Raw genomic sequence first — 15,524 nt, 5'->3', positions numbered from 1 at the left:
AAGGATGCAATCTATTGGATTTCTTTTGCAAGAAAGAACTCCCTTTAGAAAAGCGTAGCGATTACCATTGCTACAAACAAGATCGTTAAATAGTTCAGCGAATAAATGAACATCCATTTCGCCCATTTTAAATCATTCTTCATTTTAAAACCGGACAGGCTTAATGCCAGCCAGCCCAGATTAAACAATGTCGCAAGGATGATAAAACCAATGCCGAGCGGTTTCAGGAAAAACGGCACCGGAATAAGCAATGCCACCCATATGAGCATATGCCATTTTGTGATTTGAAACCCCTTGACAGCCGGAAGCATCGGAATGCCCGCTGCCTTGTATTCTTCGCATTTTTTCATCGCAATCGCATAAAAATGCGGTGGTTGCCAGATAAACATAAGCAAAAACAGCATCCATGGCACAATCCCGAGATGCGGGTCAACAGCCGCCCAGCCGATCAGCGGGGGAACAGCGCCGGCAAAACTGCCGATCACGGTATTGCTGACAAGGGTTCGTTTTGACCACATTGTATACAGCACGACATAGCTGAATACGCCAAACAGCCCGATCAGCCCCGCCATTGGAGTGGTCATAAACAATAGCAGTGTGCCGAGTGCCACAAATCCGAGGCCAATTGTAAGCACTTTTGCGTTTGAAAATCTGCCTGTAACCGTCGGCCTGAAATTTTTGCTTTTCATAATGACATCAATATCCCGGTCATACCAGTTGTTCAGGCTGCACGACCCGGCGACAATCAGCGCAGTTCCCGCCATCGCAAGAACCATAATGTCCAGTGACTGTAAAAAATGCCTGTTTGTCAATTCCAAAGCAAGCCACATTCCGGTAAATGCCGTAATTAAATTTGAGTTTACAATTCCAATTTTAATCAAGGATAAGAAATCTTTCAACGCAGAAGCGTCTGCAGCTTTTACCCTTGTTGTTGTATCCATCGTCCGACTATCTGCCACGATAGTCCCTCCTTCCAATTTTTCAAAACCGTTCAAAAAAAATGGCCTGACACGTTGTCGGCGGATTCCTTTTGTAAATGTTTTTACGCTGCCAATAAGGAAAACGGTATACTACAACTATAATCCATCTTTTCCTTTTTGGCTATTAATCAAAACTGTATGTAACGATATCGTCATACTAAGATCATTTATAAGTTTCCCAACATGTAAATATGCGGAATTCCGAAATATACCTGCCTATATTCTATTTAATCATAAATTACCGCGAAGGTGTGATATTTTCGACACATTTTTATGGCAAATTTGTGTCATGGGAAATAAATATTTTTCCTTCAGACTGTTTTACGATAAGATGATAGTTGGAAGCACCTTGCCGAACGGATTTTCTACTATATGAACGGTTGCAATGATGCGGGACTGTATGTTGCATTCGTGGCTTGTGATACATGTTTACAAATGAGATTAAAGAAGGTGGAACAATTGCGCACAACTTTAAAATGGCTCGGAGTAGTGACAACTTTATCGATGATGGTGGTTTTAATCGGCGGGGCACTTGTCACCAATACCGGTTCAAGCCTTGGCTGCGGCCGCCAATGGCCGCTTTGTAACGGCAAAATTTTTCCTGATCCGCTCACTGTCGAGTCGCTGATCGAGTGGCTGCACAGGTTTTGCACGGGCATCGCATCGTTTCTTGTCTTTGCGCTTGCCATTTGGTCATGGTTTGCAATCGGCCATAAAAGAGAAACGAAATTTTTATCCATTATTTCCGTCATTTTTCTGCTTCTGCAGGCATTTCTCGGTATGGCGGCAGTCGTCTGGGGTTCATCCGATCTTGTGATGGCGCTTCATTTCGGCGTTTCGCTCATTTCGTTTGCGTCCGTGCTGATGCTAACGCTGATGGTTTTTGAATGGGACCAGAAATTTGACGCAGGCCGGCTTGTCCTTGAAAAAAGCATGAGATGGCATACGATCGGCGTGACCGTTTACAGCTTTATCGTCGTTTATACGGGCGCGCTTGTCCGCCATATGAATGCAAGCCTTGTTTGCCGGGATTTCCCGCTTTGTGTGAACAGCGACCCTTCCTTGCCCGCAAACCGGTTCGAATGGGTGCAGATGGGGCACCGGACGGCGGCACTCCTCATCTTTGTCTGGATTGCTTATATCACCTTTAAAGCGGTAAGGCATTATCAAAACCAGCGCGTTATTTACTGGGGATGGATCATTGCGTTCGTGCTTGTCTGCCTGCAGGCTGTTTCAGGCGCCATGGTCGTTTTTTCGAGGATGAATCTTACTTTCACCCTCCTGCACGCATTTTTCATTTCCTGTCTGTTCGGCCTGTTATGTTATTTGAACCTTGTTGTCGGGCGAGTGAAGCAGTTTGCCAAAAGCAAAGACAGCCTCCCGCTAAAAAAAGCCCGGGTTCGCTGAGTTTGGAAAAACCAATGGTACCGCATGTTGCGGCTTGGTGCAAAATAAGGCAGCAAAGGGCTTACGTAAGATAGGCGGAAAAGGCGCAAGGCATAAAACCTTGCGCCTTTTTATTTTATCCTCTGCTTTCACTCTGCCGCGCACCCGTTTTTAAACGTTACGGCCTTGAGTAGACCTGATACGGCCTCCGGTTTGCTCCGCCCGCTTCCTGCGGCTTTTCCTGTTTGTGTTTATACTTTTCCTCATACTTTGTAAACATGCCCACATTGACCAGAATGCCGAGGGAAAGGGACAAAATCAGAAGCGATGAACCGCCGTAACTGATAAACGGCAGCGTCACCCCCGTAATTGGAATCAGGCCGCAGACGCCGCCCAGATTGATAAATGTCTGGATGGCAATCATGCCGGAAATTCCGATCGCAAGCAGGCTCCCGAACTGGTCTTTTGAATGGATGCCGATATATATGCCGCGCAGCACAATGTAGCAAAGCCCGCCGATCACAAACAAAACGCCAAAAGCCCCAAGTTCTTCGGCAATAATGGCCATAATAAAGTCGGTGTGGGGCTCTGGAAGATAACCGAGCTTTTGAATGCTTTCCCCGAGTCCCTGCCCTTTCAGCCCGCCTGACCCGATCGCAATATAGGAGTTTACGAGCTGAAGACCTTCCCCGCCTTCGTTCTGAAAAGGATTCAAATAGCCTGTAAACCGTGCGATCTTAACCGGTGTAAAGATTTTGTCCTTTTCCAGAAAAAGAAACGGCGACAACAGAACGGCAAATAGAAGCCCGAGCCCTGCCAGCTTCAGCATGGTTTTCAGGCGCATGCCGGATGCAACGATGATCGTGCAGCCAATCCCAAAAATGATGGTCGCCGTCCCGATATCCGGCTGGATCGCAACCAGGAAACAAACAACGATAAGAAAGATAAGCGGCGGGACAACCCCTTTGTTAAAGATGTCAATGTATGCCTGTTTCTTGGCATAAACGGCGGACAGATAAATAATAATCGCAACTTTCACAAATTCCGACGGCTGTACGGAACTGGAACCGAGCCGGAACCAGCTTTGCGCGTTATTCGACGTATGGCCGAAAATAAACAGTGCCAAAAGCCCGAACATCGACCCGCACATCAGCACTGCAAGGAATTTTTTGCTCGCGTATAGTTTATACGGGAGAAAAGCCGTAACGGTAAACGCAAGGAGTGCAAGGGCCAAATTGATTTTCTGCTTGTTGTAAAAATAGGCGCTGTCCAGCCCGTAACGCTGCACTGCAATCACCATGCTGGAACTGTAGATCATTACCAAACCGAATAAGCAAAGAAGCAGGTAGACAACGATGACCGAGTAGTCGAATGATTTTAAGATTTTTTTCAGCATAGGAACCTTCCAATCCGTAAAAACTGCAACATTCATGATAAAAAATATTCTACCGTTTTAAAAAAACTCCTGCCGTTATTTTTAAATTATAACATCTTTTTCGCCGGCCGCCATTACCTGACCCTTATTCAAAAAATAAAAAACTCAAACAACCGGAACATCGTTTGAGTTTTCAACATTATTTTTTTATATATGCATCATGCAAAAGGGACAGTTCCTGTTCAAGCGAATCAAGAAGCCGCTTTCCGTCACCGGCATCCACTAAGCCGAGCCGGACCGCAAAATCTATTTCACGGGATAAACCAAACATTTGTGTATCCAATACTTCCTCGTATAAAGGGCATTGGGGCATCGTTAAGTTATCCATTTGAACCTGAATTAATTTTAATATCTTTTCTGCGTCCGCCTTGAGCAGGCTGTATGCTTTCTCCCGGTGGTTCACCTTTGTTTCAGACGCCAAATTGATCCCCCCGTTCACATATCAATCTAATTAAAAATTGTACCTTTAAAACCGTGATTTTGCAAGTTATACGAAATCAATAAACGCCCGGAATCCCGTAAACAAGCGGGGGAGACAGAATTTGAAATTCCGCAATTCCCCGACCCCGAACGCTTTCCGGACTGTTTTTATACGCTTTCAAGTGACACGGGCAGCCGTGAAAGGTATAATGCTGTATAGACGGACAGAAAGGGGCCACAATCATGATTATGCAAATAAAGGGAAAAGTGAAGTTTCCGATTACGCTAGATATCGGCACTTGGATATTTGATGACCGGAAAGTCGATCTTGATACATATTTCGACGAAGAAAAGCAGGAAACCAGCCAGGAAGAAGCCTACTTAAAGAAAACCGGCAAATATTTTGACAAAGCCATGGCAGAAGGGGCCGATCCGCAGGCTGCTGTAAGGACAAAGTCAAAGTTTAAACGGCACCATTTGAAAACTGGGACATTTGGCATCCCGGTCGGCCTGTTCATTCAAAATGCGGAGCCGCTGGAAGATGCGGAAAAAATCGTGTTTGAAACAAAGAACGGGCCTGTCGCTTATCCGCTTGAAATGGCTGGCCATTTAATTGCTGCCTTTTCTATTAAAGGAAGGGCGCTGAAAGAAGACGGCCCGCTTCACATTTTATTGGATGACGGTTCAAACCGGGAAAACCCGGTCAAATATGTAACCGGTATGCGCATTGAATAATCCCGGATGCCGGGGGCAGCATAAACGTTTTAAGACAGCTGCTCCCGGTTTTTTCATATAGTGGTCTTACAAAAGGTCTGCCGCGATTTGCGCGAGTTTTGAGCGCTCGCCCTTAAGCAGCTGCACATGCCCGGCGAGCGGCACATCTTTAAATTTCTCAACGACGTACGTCAGCCCGTTATTGTAAGCATCCAAATACGGGTGGTCAATTTGTTCCGGATCCCCCATTAACACGATCTTACTCTGTTCCCCTACCCTTGTTAAAATCGTCTTCACTTCATGCTTGGATAAATTTTGCGCCTCATCAATAATGATATATTGCTCCGGGATGCTGCGCCCGCGGATATACGTCAGCGCCTCCACCTCAATCGAACTCATGCCGGACAATATGCCATCAATTTCTCCCGCTTTTTTCGTATTAAACAAAAACTCAAGATTATCGTAGATGGGCTGCATCCACGGCCGCAGCTTTTCCTCTTTTTCTCCCGGCAAATAGCCGATATCTTTGCCAAACGGAACAATCGGACGAGCGACCAAAAGCTTTTTATAATCATGCAAATCTTCCGTCTGCATCAGGCCTGCAGCAAGGGCAAGCAATGTTTTGCCCGTTCCCGCTTTTCCGGTCAGGGTGACGAGCGGAATATCGGGGCGCAGCAAAAGTTCCATTGCCATCCACTGCTGGGCGTTTCTCGGCTTAATTCCCCAGACAGCATCCTGCACATGAAAGAGCTTTTTCGCCGTTTTTCCAGCCTGATCCACAATGGCAATTGCGGAAGCCGAGCTGCCGAGCGCATCTTTCAAAATCAGAAATTGGTTCGGGTAGAACGGGTGGTTGGCAATTTCGCTCAGCGACAGTTCCTGCTTTTCATAAAACCGTTTCAATAAATCGGGGCTGATATACATTTCCATTTGCCCGGTATAAAGATGATCGAGGCTTACGACACGGTCGTTTAAAAAATCTTCCGCCAACAGGCCGAGCGCGTCCGCTTTTACCCGGACGAGCGCATCTTTGCTGACAAGAATCACCGGGCGGCCATTTTCTTTTCTCTCTTCTTCCAGCGATAAATTTTTCGCAACCGCGAGGATCCGGTTGTCATTTGTTTTTTCCACGAAAATATCCTGCAGCTGGTGAAAGGAGCGGTGATTCAGCTCAATTCTGAGCACACCCCCGTTTTCAAGCGGGATTTTCTCATGCAGTTTTCCGGCTTGCCGGAAACCGTCCATTAATTTGGATACCTGGCGCGCATTTCTGCCGATTTCGTCCATATTTCGTTTTTTAGAATCCACTTCTTCCAGTACAACAGCCGGTATGACAATTTCATTATCTTCAAAAGAAAAGATGGCATATGGATCCTGGAGCAATACATTGGTATCCAAGACGTATATTTTCTTCAAATCGATGCCCCCTGCTTCATATGGATTATGTTAGTTTATGTGAGCGCGGTGTGACCTGTTCATCGCTGGGATTGGACAAAGGACCAGGCACTGCTAAAGTATATGTACGGGCAAGTCCGGTTAGAATCATTGCGCGCGTCCAGTTCTTTTGCGGCACAAAAAAAAGCTTCCGGAACCGGAAGCGTGCTACATTGGAAAACGTTCCTTTTTTTCAGTTTTTTTATGCTGATACAGGCGGATTTTGTAAACGCCGAGCACAACAGCCGCTAAACAGAGCGACTCCCCCACGGGCAAAAAGATGGCAAAAAACGTGAGCAGCGTGCATCCCAAAAGGAGCAGTACATAAATAACAGCAGATTTCAGAACTGGCAACTTTCTCGCAAATCCGAGCCGGTAGACAATGACCGAAAGAACGACGATGGTCAGATACAAGGCCCACATCCCCGGTTCCGGGTTTTCATCCACTTTGTACAACGCCGCAAAAAATGACAATTGGTGGTGAACCGCCTCGCTTGTCATCCTATCTCCCCTTTTCCCCTTTGAATATATGAAAGAACAGGGTCATGCCGGCCCTATTCTTTGCTTATGCATTCTCTGCTGCTTTTGCCCGTTTCTGCGCTTTTTCGCGCTCGCTCTTATTCAGGATTTTTTTGCGCAGCCGGATTGATTCTGGCGTCACTTCGCAATATTCGTCGTCGTTCAGGTATTCGAGCGCCTGTTCTAACGACATTATGCGCGGCTTTTTGATGACCGCCGTCTGATCTTTTGTTGCCGAGCGGACGTTTGTCGCGTGTTTTGCTTTCGTAATATTGACAGCAATATCATTTTCACGGGAGTTTTCCCCGACGATCATGCCTTCATAAATGTCCGTGCCTGGCTCGACAAACAGCGTGCCACGGTCTTCCACCTGCATCATGCCGTATGTCGTGGCTTTGCCCGTTTCCATGGAGACGAGAACGCCGTTTCTGCGGCCGCCGACACGACCAGACTGCATTGGCTGGTAGGAATCAAACGTATGGTTTAAAATGCCGTAACCCCTCGTGAGCGTCATAAATTCGGTCGTATAGCCGATCAATCCGCGGGCCGGGACATTGAAAATCAGGCGGACTTGTCCATTTCCGTTATTGATCATATCGAGCATTTCGCCTTTCCGGGAACCGAGCGACTCAATAATCGCACCGGTGTGTTCTTCCGGTGTATCGATTTGGACACGTTCCACCGGTTCGCATTTGACGCCGTCGATTTCTTTAATGATCACTTTCGGTTTTGAAACCTGCAGTTCAAACCCTTCACGGCGCATATTTTCAATTAAAATGGATAAATGCAGTTCCCCCCGTCCAGATACAACCCATGCATCCGGAGAGTCAGTGTTTTCAACACGCAAGCTGACATCCGTCTGCAGCTGCGAACGGAGCCGTTCTTCAATTTTCCGCGCCGTCACAAATTTTCCTTCACGGCCGGCAAACGGGCTGTTATTGACAAGGAAAGTCATTTGCAAAGTCGGCTCATCAATGCGGAGTGGCGTCAGTGCTTCCTGGTGTTCAATTGGGCAGACCGTCTCCCCAACATTGATGTCTTCCATTCCGGACACCGCAATTAAATCCCCAGCATATGCTTCCTCGATTTCTTCCCGCTTCAGCCCGAAGAAACCGAACATTTTGGTGACACGGAACTGCTTGACGCTGCCGTCCAGCTTCATCAATGCCACCTGCTGGCCGACATGCATTTTTCCACGGAAAATGCGGCCGATGCCGATCCGCCCGACATAATCGTTGTAATCGAGCAGGGCAACCTGGAACTGGAGCGGTTCTTCGCGGTTGTCGACAGGTGCCGGAATATGTTCGATAATCGTATCAAACAGCACTTTCATATTTTCTTCCTGTTTGGCCGGATCCGGATCGAGGCTTGCCGTCCCGTTAATGGCGGAAGCATACACAACCGGAAATTCCAGCTGTTCATCATTAGCATCCAGCTCAATAAATAATTCAAGCACTTCATCAACCACTTCTTCAGGGCGTGCAAAATCGCGGTCAATTTTGTTTACGACCACAATCGGCGTCAAGTTTTGTTCCAGTGCTTTTTTCAGCACGAAACGCGTCTGCGGCATGCAGCCTTCATAGGCATCCACCACAAGCAAGACCCCGTCCACCATTTTCATAATCCGTTCGACTTCGCCGCCAAAGTCAGCATGTCCCGGAGTATCCAAAATATTGATTTTCTTATCTTTATAATGAACTGCCGTATTTTTGGCAAGGATCGTAATGCCTCTTTCCCGTTCCAGATCATTGGAATCCATTGCACGTTCTTCAACATGCTCATTGGCACGGAAAGTACCGGACTGCTTCAGCAGCTGGTCCACAAGTGTCGTCTTCCCATGGTCTACGTGCGCGATAATGGCAATGTTGCGTAAATCTTCTCTTCTTTTCAAAAACATTTCCTCCTGCCTAAACGCAAATCTATGTTAGTCTGTACCTTTAACTAAAATATTATAACACAATGCTGGCTTTATTAAAACATTTTCGCTAAAATAAGGGGAGAGGGAGGTTCATCATATGCGGGAAATCAAATGGGTATTTGTGTTCTTTTCACTGGCTGCATTCCTTTCCATGTGCGGCATCGGCGTTGCGATCGGCGCCCAAAGCGTTGCCGGCATTCTCGGTTGCACCGCGCTTCTCATTGTCATTATGGGATTCGGCTTTAAAACAAAGAAAAAAATGCGTGAAGAGGGGAAACTGTGAGCCCCTCTTTTCTTATTCCTGCCCTTTTAGATACCGCTTTAAAATTTCCTCATGCAGCCCGGGCTTGCCGGCAAACACGGAACTGTTCCCGAGCATATCGAGCGGGCGCCCGAAAACATCCGTCACAACGCCGCCCACTTCTTCCACGATCACTTTCCCGGCGGCAAAATCCCACGGCGACAGGCGCATCGTAATATAAGCATCAAGCCTTCCCATTGCCACATAAGCAAGCTCAAGCGCTGCCGACCCGTAACTCCTTGTGCCGCGCACATCCCTGACAAGCGCTGCCAGACGGGCCGGGTCGATACCCCTGTTTTCCACCATGCAATACGGATTCAGCGCAAGGATCGTATCTTCCAGCCTGTTTTGCGCAAGTAACGGAATCCGTTCCCCGTTAAAATAAGCCCCCTTGCCCTTTTCTGCAAAATACAATTCTTTCCGGACGACATCATAAATATAGCCCAGTTTGCCTTCTCCGTTCTCGTAGACCCCAATGGAAATCATGAAATTGACTTTTTGGTGGACAAAATTGACCGTCCCGTCAATCGGATCCACAATCCAGAGGATGCCTTCTGTATCACGAATATCCTCACCGAAGCCTTCTTCACCCAAAATGTGGTGATCCGGAAAGGTTGTCCGGATTTTGCCGATTAAAAATTGTTCTGTTTCCTTGTCAATATTGGTAACCAGATCATTGCGGTCCGATTTTGTTTCAATTTGCAGCGGTTTTTGCGAAGCAAGAATCCGCTCGCCCGCTTCCCTGATCCACCGGACGGCATATGTATTGATTTCTTCCCATCTGTCCATAGTCGGGCCCTCCATCTATGCAAATCATTTCCCTTAAGCGTAAAGGAAATAAAGACAATTATCAAGTTTTGAGAATGCGTCCGAAATCGTTTTCCCATAGCGGTTTTGTCAGTAAAGATGAACCTCTCCTGCACAAAAACGAACCCCATCTGTATCCAATACAGGGAGTCCGCTTTCAACGACATCCTGCCTTTTCGTTCCATTACATGGCTTTCATTTTCAGCAGTTCTTCACGGATTTTTTCCAGACGCTTAATCGACTTTCCTTTTTGCTCTTCATCTTTCATTTCCATCGCTTCATATAACGTAGCCAGTTCGTAATCCAGTTCCATGCGCAATACTGCAATCCGTTTTCTTTCATAAGGTTTTCTTTTCACCGAAGAGATTACTTGTTTCATTTTTCTTCACATCCTCCTGGGGTAATGATATGAATTTTCTGATATTATCTTTATATATATTATGTGTAATCTCGATTGATGTAACAAAATTGTGTGTATACCTATTTTTACCCACCGGCTTTTATTTGTTAAACCTCCCTGATGGATGATAAAATATGAATATCCCCATGGTTCATACAGAACGGAGGTGAACAAATGGGCATCACTGCTTTTACTGGACAGGATTTTGACGTTTTCCGGATCGAAGGCCTCGATCAGCGGATGGAACAGCTGAAATCAACCGTCCGTCCGAAACTTGAAGTATTGGGGGAGTATTTTTCGCCGGTTTTGTCGGTTTTGACCGGTGAAGAAATATTTTATCATGTTGCCAAACACGCCCGCCGTACCGTCAATCCGCCGAAAGATACGTGGGTGGCCTTTTCCCCTGGCAAGCGCGGCTACAAAATGCTTCCTCATTTTCAAATCGGGCTGTGGGAAGACCGGCTCTTCATTGTCACGGCCGTCATGAATGAGTGCCCGCAAAAAGCGTCCATCGGAAAAAAACTCGAAAAGAAAATTGATCCGATTTTAGAAAATATACCCGGCCATTACATTTGGTCGGATGATCATACAAAACCGGGTGGCATCCGCACTGACCGTATGAATCCCCATACTTTAAACACGTTTTTCAGACGGATGCAGGTTGTTAAAAAAGCCGAAATGCTTTGCGGGCTTGAGATCCCGCGGGAAGAAGCAGCCGGCATGTCCCCGGATGAACTGGCCAAAACGATCGAGGACGTCTTTGTACATGTATTACCCATCTACAAAATGGCCTAAACAGCATGCAGAGTGGAAAAAAGCGCGCCGGAACACGGTGCGCTTTTTCTCCTGTGCCGATTCGTAATTTGCAGACAATTTAAAAGCAGCATCAGCGGGTGATGCTGCTTTCTTTCCGTGCCGCTAATCGCGCGATCCGTTTTTATCCATTTTAATGACCGGTCCCTGCTCTTCCTTCATTTTCTTGATGGCCCGGTACGGGGAATAACCGCTCGCCTCTTCAAATTCATTGCATATATTCCGCTCATCCGCCTTCCCGGGGACGATTTCTTTAAAACGGCGGTACCTGGCAAGCAGCACATCCCGGTTGACCCCTTTTTCATATGCTTCTTCCACCGCTTCGAAAAATTGAACGGCGTCGATGACTTCCTGTGTCGACCAGTCAGCTGAAATCGGATATGGATATTCCATCCAAACCACCTCGCTTTTCTTCTGTATACCCGTTCTATTTTACCTGAATCGCTTCCGCCTGGCCAATGATGCCGCCATCTGCCGGAATACAAGGGCTACCATCCGTTTGGTTTCCCATGGCTCCCCGCCTTGTACATTCACCGTCTAGCTTCCCCTCATTTCTCCATGCTTTATGCGCTTTATCTTTTTCCATTGCCCGCATCCGGCTTTTTTTCCCTGTGCAAAGAAAAACTATTTAAAAACCGTGTCCGGAATGCTATAATTCATCTTGTTTTTCTTCAAAAGCAAGCAATGAGATAAAGAGGTGGAATGATTGTCACAATATCACACGCCGTTATACACCGGGCTTCTCCGGCATATTGAACGAAATCCCGTCCAATTCCATATTCCCGGCCATAAAACCGGGCGCGGGATGGATCCTGATTTTCGCAAATTCATCGGCGACAATGTATTAAAACTGGATTTAATTAATATCGAGCCGCTCGATGATCTTCACCAGCCCCATGGCATGATTGAGGAGGCGCAGAAGCTTGCGGCGGAAGCATTCGGTGCGGATGCCACGTTTTTTTCCGTACAAGGGACGAGCGGCGCGATTATGGCCATGGTGATGAGCGTCTGCGGGCCGGGCGATAAAATTATTGTGCCACGCAATGTCCATAAATCGGTGATGTCTGCGATTGTGTTTTCCGGCGCCGTGCCCGTTTTTATCCACCCAGAAGTGGATCCTTTGCTTGGCATCTCACACGGCATTACCCCGGCGTCCGTTTCCAAAGCGCTCAAGCAGCATCCCGATGCGAAAGCCGTTCTGGTCATTAATCCGACCTATTACGGCATTTCCGCTGATTTGAATAGCATTGTGGATATATCCCATGCCTGCCATGTCCCGGTACTGGTGGACGAGGCACACGGTGTCCATATTCATTTTGACGATGAACTGCCAGTTTCCGCCATGCAGGCCGGCGCCGATATGGCCGCAACGAGCGTCCACAAGCTTGGCGGCTCGCTGACGCAAAGTTCGATCTTGAATCTGAAGGAAGGGCTTGTATCGAAAAAACGTGTCCAAAGCATTTTCAGCATGCTGACGACCACGTCCACTTCCTACATTTTACTGGCTTCGCTCGATGTCGCCCGAAAAAGGCTTGCAACCGAGGGAAGCACGATCATCAAGGAAACAACCCGCCTTGCGCAAAAAACACGGGAGCGGATAAACGAAATCGATCATTTGTATTGCGCCGGAAGCGAGATCCTCCAAACGAAAGCAACATATGATTACGATCCGGCAAAGTTGATCATCTCTGTAAAAGATTTGGGGATCACCGGCCATGATGCGGAAAAATGGCTGCGTGAAACCTACCATATAGAAGTGGAACTCTCTGATTTGTACAATATTCTTTGCATTGTGACGCCCGGGGATACGGAAACGGAGCTGGACTTGCTCGTTGAGGCTTTACACAGCTTGTCCGACACGTTCTCGCATTTGTCCGGCAAGGTAGGGGTGAAAGTGATGCTTCCCGAAATTCCATCGCTTGCCCTCTCGCCGCGTGATGCCTTTTATGCCGAGACGGAATCCATTCCGCTTTCCGGTTCTGCTGGCAGGATCATTGCCGAGTTTGTCATGGTCTATCCGCCGGGCATTCCGATTTTTATCCCGGGGGAAATTATTACGGAAGAAAACATTGCTTATATCCGGAAAAACATCGAAGCCGGCCTTCCCGTACAGGGGCCTGAAGACGAAACATTGCAAACGATCCGCGTCATTAAAGAACATCATGCCATTCAATAAGTTTGAAAAAGCAGGCTGGGGCCTTCCCGCCTGCTTTTTTGTCCCATCACGCAAAAAAAGCCGGGCAACAAGCCGGCCGAGAGAAAATGGACGCATGCATTGGAAAAATCAAGTGCTACAGTTCAGGACTATTCTTCTTCGTGTTTACATTGGTCACACGTTGAGTAAAGCACGGATACTTTTTCTTCCTCAACGTGGTCAATCGTGGCATCGCATGATTGGCAAACAATGATTCCCATCCGATTTTCCTCCCCTTTGCGCTTTTTGTAATCGCTTGTAATATTATAATATGTCATACTGGAGAAAAAATCAAGGATTTTGTATAACATATTTTAAATTATGTTATACAATTGAAAGCGAAATCATTTTGCGGTTGTTTTAGAAAATCAGTTTTGAAAATGACACTTCCACAAGCCCGTATACAGCGAGACTCAGCACCGTTACCACAGATGCAGCCCGGAGCGAATGCACAATTGATTTTGCCAGGGCAAAGGCAATGAATAAAAAAATAATGAACAGGGCGGCGGTAAAAATAACTGGATCGTGATCGGACAACCACTCTGCCAGTTTAAAACCGCTCCATATCATGATCTGGAATAAAAATGCCACCGTACATTTCATTGTCCCACCTGCACCTTTCATCATAATTCAAAATATGCACGCAGTTTCGTTGTTATAACCTTGCCTGCCAGCACGAAAAAATCTGTCCCATATGCAGTTGTTACTGTTATAGCCTTATAGCGGCGCCTTTAAACGGAAAAAGGCTTCACGCCGGGGCAGCCTTCCCGGTGTGAAGCCTTTGAATCATTATTTTAAAATATGGACTGGGGTGCCGAGTGCCGCTTCGGCCGCTTCCATCGTAATTTCCCCTAATGTCGGGTGGGCATGGATCGTCAGCGCGATATCTTCCGCTGTCATGCCCGCCTCGATTGCGAGGCCGATTTCCGAAATAATATCGGAAGCGCTGATCCCGACGATTTGGCCACCGATCAACAGCCCGTCTTCTTTGCGTGTAATCAGTTTGACGAAACCTTCGCCGGCTTCAAGGGCAAGTGCCCGCCCGTTCGCGCCGTACGGAAATTTGCCGACTGCATAATCAATGCCCTCTTCTTTTGCCTGCTGTTCTGTATAGCCGACCGTTGCAAGTTCCGGATCAGAAAAGACAATGACCGGAATGCCGAGGTAATCCACTTCGGCCGGCTGCCCGGAAATGGCTTCGGCCGCAATCTTCCCTTCATAGGAGGCTTTGTGGGCAAGCTGCGGGCCCGGGACAATATCGCCGATGGCATAAATATTCGGCACGCTTGTCCGGCACTGTTTATCCACTTCGATAATGCCCCTGTCTGTCATCTTTAAATTCAACTGTTCAAGGCCGAGTTCATCTGTGTTTGGACGGCGCCCGACCGTAACCAGCACATAATCGCCTTCCACTTTTTGTTCCTGGCCTTTTGCTTCATACGTGACAACTACGCCGTTTTCCTTCTCTTCCACGCCTTTTGCCATCGCTTCCGTGATAATTTCGACACCCCGTTTTTTCAGCTTGCGGACAACGAGGGAAGTCATTTGTTTTTCAAACGCGCCGCCGATAATGTCTTTTGCCCCTTCCAAAATCGTTACTTTCGTCCCGAATTTTGCATAGGCTGTCCCGAGTTCCATTCCGATGACGCCGCCGCCGATAATGACGAGTTTTTCCGGAATTTCCTTCAAACTCAGCGCGCCGGTTGAATCAATGACGCGTTCTGAAAATTTGAAGGAAGGGATTTCAATCGGTCGCGAACCGGTTGCGAGAATCGCATTTTTAAATGTATAGGTTTGCGCTGATTTCTCGTCCATTACACGAAGCGTATGGTCATCGACAAAATAGGCTTCCCCGCGGACGATGTCAATTTTGTTGCCTTTTAACAGGCTTTCTACGCCTCCGGTCAGTTTTTTCACGACGCCGGATTTCCATTCCTGCACTTTCCCAAAATCAATTTTTGCATTTTCAACGGCAATGCCGAGCGCCTCGGATTCCGTTGCGTATTCATAGCGGTGCGCCGCCGAAATGAGCGCTTTTGAAGGAATGCATCCTACATTTAAGCAAACCCCGCCGATAAACTGCTTTTCAACGATCGTCACTTTTTGGCCGAGCTGGGCTGCCCGGATGGCCGCGACATATCCGCCAGGCCCTGCGCCGATTACAATTGTGTCGGTTTCAATTGGAAAATCTCCTACAACCATC

The 15,524-nt window shown here is 47.3% G+C and carries 18 protein-coding genes; 5 read left to right on the top strand and 13 right to left on the bottom strand.

What is annotated here, in order from left to right:
• Nucleotides 1-44: 44 nt before the first annotated feature.
• A complete protein-coding gene (cyoE, locus tag OF158_RS06045; protein WP_014095595.1) occupies nt 45-959 on the bottom strand; it encodes a heme o synthase in 915 nt (304 codons plus the stop codon).
• A 480-nt stretch (nt 960-1,439) separates the two neighbouring features.
• Between cyoE and OF158_RS06040 the strand changes: the two genes are divergently transcribed.
• A complete protein-coding gene (locus OF158_RS06040; protein ID WP_035181934.1) occupies nt 1,440-2,387 on the top strand; it encodes a COX15/CtaA family protein in 948 nt (315 codons plus the stop codon).
• A 157-nt stretch (nt 2,388-2,544) separates the two neighbouring features.
• Here the strand turns inward: OF158_RS06040 and OF158_RS06035 are convergent, their stop codons facing one another.
• The gene (locus OF158_RS06035; RefSeq protein WP_014095597.1) at nt 2,545-3,762 is read right to left on the bottom strand and encodes an FtsW/RodA/SpoVE family cell cycle protein; all 1,218 of its coding nucleotides are present in this window, start codon (nt 3,760-3,762) and stop codon (nt 2,545-2,547) included.
• 178 nt (nt 3,763-3,940) lie between these two features.
• Nucleotides 3,941-4,222 carry an Fpa/YlaN family protein gene (locus OF158_RS06030; protein ID WP_013858935.1) on the bottom strand — a complete coding sequence of 94 codons (282 nt, stop codon included), beginning with the start codon at nt 4,220-4,222 and terminating at the stop codon, nt 3,941-3,943.
• Nucleotides 4,223-4,464: 242 nt separating this feature from the next.
• On the opposite strand from OF158_RS06030, the gene OF158_RS06025 reads away from it, so the two are divergent.
• Complete coding sequence (locus tag OF158_RS06025; RefSeq protein WP_017552174.1) at nt 4,465-4,956, top strand: peptidylprolyl isomerase; 492 nt, start codon at nt 4,465-4,467, stop codon at nt 4,954-4,956.
• A gap of 66 nt (nt 4,957-5,022) precedes the next feature.
• Here OF158_RS06025 and OF158_RS06020 read toward each other — a convergent pair whose 3' ends face one another.
• The 3 genes from OF158_RS06020 to typA all read right to left on the bottom strand — a co-directional run bounded on the left by OF158_RS06020 (nt 5,023) and on the right by typA (nt 8,779).
• On the bottom strand, nt 5,023-6,351 hold the full coding sequence (locus tag OF158_RS06020; RefSeq protein ID WP_014095599.1) for a PhoH family protein: 1,329 nt from the start codon (nt 6,349-6,351) through the stop codon (nt 5,023-5,025).
• 186 nt (nt 6,352-6,537) lie between these two features.
• Entirely contained in the window at nt 6,538-6,870 is a 333-nt protein-coding gene (locus OF158_RS06015; RefSeq protein ID WP_014095600.1) for a YlaH-like family protein, read from the bottom strand.
• A gap of 64 nt (nt 6,871-6,934) precedes the next feature.
• Complete coding sequence (typA, locus tag OF158_RS06010) at nt 6,935-8,779, bottom strand: translational GTPase TypA (protein ID WP_017552173.1); 1,845 nt, start codon at nt 8,777-8,779, stop codon at nt 6,935-6,937.
• Between the two features lie 124 nt (nt 8,780-8,903).
• Here typA and OF158_RS06005 point away from each other — a divergent pair, with 124 nt between their 5' ends.
• Nucleotides 8,904-9,089, top strand: a complete 186-nt coding sequence (locus tag OF158_RS06005) for a YlaF family protein (protein ID WP_014095602.1) — start codon at nt 8,904-8,906, stop codon at nt 9,087-9,089.
• A 12-nt stretch (nt 9,090-9,101) separates the two neighbouring features.
• Here the strand turns inward: OF158_RS06005 and OF158_RS06000 are convergent, their stop codons facing one another.
• The gene (locus OF158_RS06000) at nt 9,102-9,896 is read right to left on the bottom strand and encodes an inositol monophosphatase family protein (protein ID WP_014095603.1); all 795 of its coding nucleotides are present in this window, start codon (nt 9,894-9,896) and stop codon (nt 9,102-9,104) included.
• Between the two features lie 202 nt (nt 9,897-10,098).
• Nucleotides 10,099-10,293 carry a hypothetical protein gene (locus OF158_RS05995; protein WP_014095604.1) on the bottom strand — a complete coding sequence of 65 codons (195 nt, stop codon included), beginning with the start codon at nt 10,291-10,293 and terminating at the stop codon, nt 10,099-10,101.
• Between the two features lie 195 nt (nt 10,294-10,488).
• Between OF158_RS05995 and OF158_RS05990 the strand changes: the two genes are divergently transcribed.
• Nucleotides 10,489-11,109 (top strand): DUF1054 domain-containing protein, encoded by a 621-nt coding sequence (locus OF158_RS05990; RefSeq protein WP_014095605.1) that lies wholly within the window; start codon nt 10,489-10,491, stop codon nt 11,107-11,109.
• Nucleotides 11,110-11,232: 123 nt separating this feature from the next.
• Here OF158_RS05990 and OF158_RS05985 read toward each other — a convergent pair whose 3' ends face one another.
• Both OF158_RS05985 and OF158_RS05980 read right to left on the bottom strand, forming a co-directional pair.
• The gene (locus OF158_RS05985) at nt 11,233-11,520 is read right to left on the bottom strand and encodes a UPF0223 family protein (RefSeq protein WP_014095606.1); all 288 of its coding nucleotides are present in this window, start codon (nt 11,518-11,520) and stop codon (nt 11,233-11,235) included.
• A gap of 34 nt (nt 11,521-11,554) precedes the next feature.
• On the bottom strand, nt 11,555-11,713 hold the full coding sequence (locus OF158_RS05980; RefSeq protein ID WP_014095607.1) for a hypothetical protein: 159 nt from the start codon (nt 11,711-11,713) through the stop codon (nt 11,555-11,557).
• A gap of 120 nt (nt 11,714-11,833) precedes the next feature.
• Between OF158_RS05980 and OF158_RS05975 the strand changes: the two genes are divergently transcribed.
• On the top strand, nt 11,834-13,303 hold the full coding sequence (locus OF158_RS05975; RefSeq protein ID WP_014095608.1) for an aminotransferase class I/II-fold pyridoxal phosphate-dependent enzyme: 1,470 nt from the start codon (nt 11,834-11,836) through the stop codon (nt 13,301-13,303).
• A gap of 128 nt (nt 13,304-13,431) precedes the next feature.
• Here the strand turns inward: OF158_RS05975 and OF158_RS05970 are convergent, their stop codons facing one another.
• From OF158_RS05970 to lpdA, 3 genes are all read right to left on the bottom strand, one after another.
• On the bottom strand, nt 13,432-13,542 hold the full coding sequence (locus tag OF158_RS05970) for a GapA-binding peptide SR1P (RefSeq protein ID WP_014095609.1): 111 nt from the start codon (nt 13,540-13,542) through the stop codon (nt 13,432-13,434).
• A gap of 139 nt (nt 13,543-13,681) precedes the next feature.
• Entirely contained in the window at nt 13,682-13,924 is a 243-nt protein-coding gene (locus tag OF158_RS05965; protein WP_014095610.1) for a hypothetical protein, read from the bottom strand.
• Between the two features lie 186 nt (nt 13,925-14,110).
• Nucleotides 14,111-15,523 (bottom strand): dihydrolipoyl dehydrogenase, encoded by a 1,413-nt coding sequence (gene lpdA, locus OF158_RS05960; protein WP_014095611.1) that lies wholly within the window; start codon nt 15,521-15,523, stop codon nt 14,111-14,113.
• Nucleotide 15,524: the final 1 nt, after the last annotated feature.

This window comes from Weizmannia sp. WK01 (genome assembly GCF_025905465.1).
Lineage (GTDB): Bacteria > Bacillota > Bacilli > Bacillales > Bacillaceae_C > Weizmannia > Weizmannia faecalis.
This window is presented reverse-complemented; position numbering and strand designations above follow the sequence as displayed.